Source organism: Pseudomonas sp. Sample_9, assembly GCF_004307535.1.
Taxonomy (GTDB): Bacteria; Pseudomonadota; Gammaproteobacteria; order Pseudomonadales; family Pseudomonadaceae; genus Aquipseudomonas; species Aquipseudomonas mercuritolerans.
Genome location: NZ_RAZO01000078.1, coordinates 40,185 through 45,714 on the forward strand (window position 1 = coordinate 40,185; position 5,530 = coordinate 45,714).

Annotated in this window: 6 protein-coding genes and 1 pseudogene; 3 read left to right on the forward strand and 4 right to left on the reverse strand. The window is 58.8% G+C overall.

Annotated features, from left to right (window positions below; all coding sequences use genetic code 11):
• Positions 1 to 136: 136 nt before the first annotated feature.
• On the reverse strand, positions 137 to 1,114 hold the full coding sequence (locus tag D6877_RS04580; protein WP_130910004.1) for a stage II sporulation protein M: 978 nt from the start codon (positions 1,112 to 1,114) through the stop codon (positions 137 to 139).
• Positions 1,111 to 1,827 carry an RDD family protein gene (locus tag D6877_RS04585; RefSeq protein WP_130910005.1) on the reverse strand — a complete coding sequence of 239 codons (717 nt, stop codon included), beginning with the start codon at positions 1,825 to 1,827 and terminating at the stop codon, positions 1,111 to 1,113. Before D6877_RS04585 ends, D6877_RS04580 begins: the two co-directional genes overlap by 4 nt.
• A gap of 267 nt (positions 1,828 to 2,094) precedes the next feature.
• On the opposite strand from D6877_RS04585, the gene sbcB reads away from it, so the two are divergent.
• Positions 2,095 to 3,525 carry an exodeoxyribonuclease I gene (gene sbcB / locus D6877_RS04590; RefSeq protein ID WP_130910006.1) on the forward strand — a complete coding sequence of 477 codons (1,431 nt, stop codon included), beginning with the start codon at positions 2,095 to 2,097 and terminating at the stop codon, positions 3,523 to 3,525.
• A gap of 96 nt (positions 3,526 to 3,621) precedes the next feature.
• Here the strand turns inward: sbcB and mvaT are convergent, their stop codons facing one another.
• The gene (mvaT, locus tag D6877_RS04595; RefSeq protein WP_016773476.1) at positions 3,622 to 3,999 is read right to left on the reverse strand and encodes a histone-like nucleoid-structuring protein MvaT; all 378 of its coding nucleotides are present in this window, start codon (positions 3,997 to 3,999) and stop codon (positions 3,622 to 3,624) included.
• Positions 4,000 to 4,335: 336 nt separating this feature from the next.
• Here mvaT and purU point away from each other — a divergent pair, with 336 nt between their 5' ends.
• Both purU and D6877_RS29325 read left to right on the forward strand, forming a co-directional pair.
• Entirely contained in the window at positions 4,336 to 5,184 is an 849-nt protein-coding gene (gene purU, locus D6877_RS04600) for a formyltetrahydrofolate deformylase (RefSeq protein WP_130910007.1), read from the forward strand.
• Between the two features lie 81 nt (positions 5,185 to 5,265).
• Entirely contained in the window at positions 5,266 to 5,442 is a 177-nt protein-coding gene (locus D6877_RS29325; protein WP_163018872.1) for a hypothetical protein, read from the forward strand.
• Here D6877_RS29325 and D6877_RS04605 read toward each other — a convergent pair.
• A pseudogene (locus D6877_RS04605) lies at positions 5,426 to 5,530 on the reverse strand (TIGR00374 family protein); the annotation flags it as partial. The gene D6877_RS29325 and the pseudogene D6877_RS04605 sit on opposite strands and share 17 nt — an antisense overlap.

Genomic DNA, 5,530 nt, shown 5'->3' on the forward strand with positions numbered 1-5,530 from the left:
CAGGCTGAGCAGGGCGAACAGCGGCAGGGTGACGATCGCCCAACTGGTCATCAACAACCGGCGATGCTGCTGGCTCATCAACACACCCAGGTCCATGGCTTCCCAGGTCGTGCGCGGGCGGATCACTACGCTGGCGTCACTCGGGCGCATGGCGGGTCCTTCCGGCAAACAGCAGATACACCGCGACGGCCAGCCACAGCGCGGTGCCGACGGCGTATTTGGTCAGCGGCGTGACACTGGTTTTCGACGACCAGTAAGCCTCGATAAACGCAGCGATCAGCAAGAACAGCATGACCCCGCACACCAGCAACACGCTCTTGCGCGCAGCCAGCCGGAGTGCCTCGCCGCGTGTCAGGCAGCCCGGTGCAATCAGCGCCCAGCCCAATTTGAGGCCCGCCGCTCCGGCAAGGGCAATCGCCGTTAGTTCGAATGCGCCGTGACCGATGACGAACGACCAGAAGGTCTGGCCAAAACCGATTTCGCTGAGATGCCCCGCTACCGCGCCGATGATCATGCCGTTGTACATCAGGAAAAACCCACTGCCGATGCCCATCAGCAAACCGCTGGCGAACGTCTGGAAGGCGATGCCTGTGTTGTGCATCACGTAATAGCCGAACATCACCCAGTCTTCGCTCGCCGCCCGCTCGGCCGAGCGTCCGAGGTGGCCGGCAACGGGGTCGTACATCCCTTGCATTTCGCGCACCTGTTCGGCAGGGATCAGGTTGTAGATCAGTTCCGGGAACAGATAAACCACAACGGCGAAACCGATCAGGCTGGCGAAGAACAGAAGGCTGGCGACAGCTACGAAGCGCCACTCTTCACGCACCAGACGCGGGAAGTCGGCGAGGATGAACGCAAGGATTTGCGCGCCGAGGCGGCTGCGATGCCGGTACAGCTGTTGGTGGCCGCGCAACACTTGCTGCTGCAGTGAATCAATCAGAAAACTGCTGTAGCCGCGCTCCTGGGCCAGGGCCAGATGTTGGCAGAGGCGACGATAAGCCTTGGGGAAAGCCGCCACTTGCGCGGTGTCCTTGCCCTGTTCAAGGCGTGCGAGCGCCAAGGCGAAGTGCTCCCATTCCGCCTTGTGACGACTTTCGAACAGGCTCTGTTTCATGGGGTCGGCCCCAACAAACCGCGCGCGATGCCGTTGAGTTCGGACACCGCTTTGGGTGCCGAAATATGCAGTGGCTGGGCCAGCAACGCCGCCAACTCATTGACCCGTGCGGGAGACAGCTCGGCCTGACGTTCGGCGAAGCCGAGCACGGCGCGTTGTTCGCTCAGGGTGAGTGGGACAGGGCAGCGACGAGGTTCTGCATCAGGCAATTGCGGTCGGCTCAGCAGGCGTTCGCTGTGGACGACCAGGGTGCCAGCGGCAATATCGCCGAGGCGTTTGAAAGTCGGGTGTTGCAGGCAACTGAGCGCACCGAGGAAATAGCCGAAGGGTAGTAGATCGACAAAGCGCAGCAGGTTGCGCAATAGCGAGGCCGACCAGCCGATCGGCGTGCCGTCATCGTGCACGACGCGCAAACCCAGCCATTGCTTCCCCGGCGAGCGGCCCTGACGCAGCACCTCGAACAGCACCATGTACCACCAGCTGATGGCAAACAGCAGCAAGGAACCGAGGCCCATGCCGAGCTTGCCGAGAAACGCCAGTGCGATAAACAGCACGCCGAGGATCAAGCCGCGAACGCCCAGATCGATGGCAAACGCCACGGCGCGCACCATCAATCCGGCAGGGCGCAACGGCAGGTCGATGCCTTCCGGTGTTTCGACCTGATGGCGCGTATCCAGCGGTGCTTTCCTTCGCGGTGCTGTGGGCTCGAGCATGGGCTACCTGATGTTCGCCTGTTCGGGGTGCAAGTGCGCCTGATGCTAGCAGCCTCTCGGGTGTGGGAGCGAGCCTGCTCGCGAATGTGGTGGGTCAGTCAGCGCATTTGCAACTGATAGAAAGCTTTCGCGAGCAGGCTCGCTCCCACAGGGAAAATGCGATTCACCTGTAGGAATCTGGAGAAATTGCTGTTCGAGGGCGACCAGGCTGGCCGTGGCAACCCTGAAACGCCTAGACTTCGCCGATCTTCTGTTCAGGATTCGCCCGTGACTTCAATCTTCTGGTACGACTACGAAACCACTGGCATCAATCCGCGCAACGACCGACCGCTGCAAGTGGCCGGGATTCGCACCGACCATGCGCTCAACGAGATCGACGAGCCGGTCAACCTCTATTGCCAGCCCAGCGAAGACATCCTGCCGCACCCGGCGGCATGCGCGATCACTGGCATCACCCCCGGTCAGCTCGCTGAAAAAGGTCTGAGCGAAGCCGATTTCATGACTCGCGTGCATGCGCAACTGGCCGCACCGGGCACCTGTGGCGCCGGTTACAACACCTTGCGTTTCGACGACGAGATGACCCGCTACAGCCTGTATCGCAATTTCTTCGACCCCTATGCCCGTGAATGGCAGGGTGGCAACAGTCGCTGGGATCTGATTGATGTGGTGCGCGCCGCTTACGCATTGCGCCCGGACGGTCTGGTCTGGCCGACCGATGATGAAGGCCGCGTGACCCTCAAGCTCGAACGCCTCACGGCGGCCAACAATATCGATCACGGGCACGCTCACGAAGCCCTGTCGGATGTGCGCGCCACCATCGCGCTGGCGCGGTTGATTCGCGAGAAACAACCCAAGCTCTACGAGTGGCTGTTCCAGTTGCGCAGCAAACAGAAGGTGATGGACCAGGTCCGCCTGTTGCAGCCATTGGTGCATGTGTCCGGGCGTTTCTCGGCGGCACGCAGTTATGTCGGCGTGGTGCTGCCGCTGGCCTGGCACCCGAAGAATCGCAACGCCTTGATCGTCTGTGACTTGCATCTCGATCCGCAGGGGCTGCTGGACCTCGATGCGCAAACTCTGCGCCAGCGCTTGTATACCCGTCGCGATGACTTGGCCGAAGGTGAACTGCCGGTGCCGCTCAAGCTGATTCACATCAATCGATGCCCGGTTGTAGCGCCGCTGGCGGTATTGCGCGCACAAGACCAGCAGCGCCTTGGGCTGGACATGGCGCTATATCAGGAGCGGACAGTGCGACTAACTGACGCACAACAAGTCTGGAAAGATAAAATCGCGGCAATTTATGCCAGCGAAGATTTCACTCCCAGCGAAGATCCCGAGCAGCAGTTGTACGATGGATTTATCGGTGATCGTGATCGGCGTCTATGCGAACAAGTTCGAACGGCCGATCCTGCGCAGTTGGCGCAAGAGCAGTGGCCTTTCGATGATGAACGTTTGCCCGAACTACTTTTTCGATATCGAGCGCGCAACTTTCCAGACACCTTGGATGTGGCCGAGCAGGAACGCTGGAAATTATTTTGTCGCCAGCGTCTGACGCAACCCGAGGCAGGTGCGCCGAATACCGTGCAGTCATTTATCGAAGCCGCTGAGCAATGGTCGCTTAATGCGACGCCAATGCAGAGAGAGGTCCTCAATGACTGGCAGAACTATGTCCAGGCATTACGCAAACGTTTGAATCTTTGAAATCGAACATACCCGGAATTAATTTACGGGCATAAAAAAACGCCAGCGCAAGCTGGCGTTCTTTTGTTCGCGGATCGCTCGGCGAAATGTTGCGGCTTAGCCCAGCAGGGTAGCCCAGCCTTCAACCACGTCGCCGCCCCACTTGGCTTTCCACTCTTTCAGAGTCTTGTGGTTGCCACCTTTGGTTTCGATGACTTCACCGTTGTGCGGGTTTTTGTATTGCTTAACTTTGCGTGCACGCTTGGTGCCGGTAGTTTTTACTGCGCCGCCACGTGGAGCCTTGGATTTGGCTTCAGGATCCAGCAGCGCGATGATGTCACGCAGCGACTTGGAGTATTCACCCATCAGCGTGCGCAGTTTGCCTTCGAATTCCAGTTCGGCTTGCAGTTTGTCGTCTTCGGACAGGTTCTTCAGACGGGCTTGCAGCTCTTTGATAGCTTCTTCGGTGGCGCGATATTCGTTGATCAAGGACATGAGTACTACCTTTTGTAGAATGCTGAATGACAGGGGACAGTGCCGCAATAATAGTCAGGCTGTTTCATCAAGTAAACATTTAGATCGGCTTTTTATTTAAATGAGTTACAGGAGTTAGCCGTCAATTGAATGTTCAGTTAAATAATGTGATGCAGTCAGCACAGATATTTACAGTTGTCTGACAAAAGCCTCGCTAAAGCGTCACGGTCTTGACGAAGGCCCGCGTCAGAAAGCCGTTTCGCCGAGCTTCGTTGCGCCCGGCGCGCATGCGTACTGCAGTTTTCCTGCGCAGTCGCTAGAATGGCGGCCTTTGTGAAGTTCTGGAGTTTCCCCCTCATGCGCACTTTTCGGCTGGTGATATCTTGCCCGGACCGCGTTGGCATCGTTGCCAAAGTCAGTAATTTTCTGGCCTCTCATAACGGCTGGATCACCGAAGCGAGCCACCACTCTGACAATCAAGTGGGCTGGTTCTTCATGCGTCACGAAATCCGTGCCGATTCCCTGCCGTTCGGTATCGAAGAGTTGCGCGAGAAGTTCGCGCCGATCGCCGAAGAGTTCTCGATGGACTGGCGCATCACCGACACCGAGCAGAAAAAGCGCGTGGTGCTGATGGCCAGCCGCGAATCCCACTGCCTGGCCGACTTGCTGCACCGCTGGCACAGCGACGAACTGGATTGCGAAATCTCCTGCGTGATCTCCAACCACGACGACCTGCGCAGCATGGTCGAGTGGCACGGCATCCCTTACTACCATGTGCCGGTCAATCCGCAGGACAAGCAGCCTGCATTTGACGAAGTGTCGCGGCTGGTCAAGCAGCATGACGCCGAAGTGGTGGTGCTGGCGCGCTACATGCAGATCCTGCCGCCGGACATGTGCCACGAATACGCGCACAAGGTCATCAACATTCACCACAGCTTCCTGCCTTCGTTCGTCGGCGCCAAGCCGTATCACCAGGCGTCCCTGCGCGGCGTCAAGCTGATCGGCGCAACCTGCCATTACGTGACCGAAGAGCTGGACGCCGGCCCGATCATCGAGCAGGACGTGGTGCGTGTCAGCCACAGTGACAGCATCGAAGACATGGTGCGTTTCGGCCGTGACGTCGAGAAGATGGTGCTGGCCCGCGGCCTGCGTTATCACCTGGAAGACCGCGTGCTGGTGCACGGCAACAAGACGGTTGTGTTCTGATCGAGCACGCCACGCTTGAAAAACCAAGGGCCTGGGCGTTGAATCGTCCAGGCCCTTGTCATTTGAGCCCGAGGAAAAGCCATGAGCGATCCACTGGACAAAGCCACTTCAAAAGCGCCCGCCACCCTTGGTGAAGGTTGCCTGAGTCGTTACGACCCGGAGGACATGAGCCCGGACGACGGCACCGAATTCCCCGGCGCCGCCGAGCTTTGGGAGCAACTCCAGCAAGAGCAGGACGAACCTAAGAAGCCTGCCTGACGTTCATCAGCTTCTTCAGCAACGGCTTGCCCAGCATCAACACGAACACCGGCCCGCCAACCAGCAGATAGAAGTAATACGTCACCAC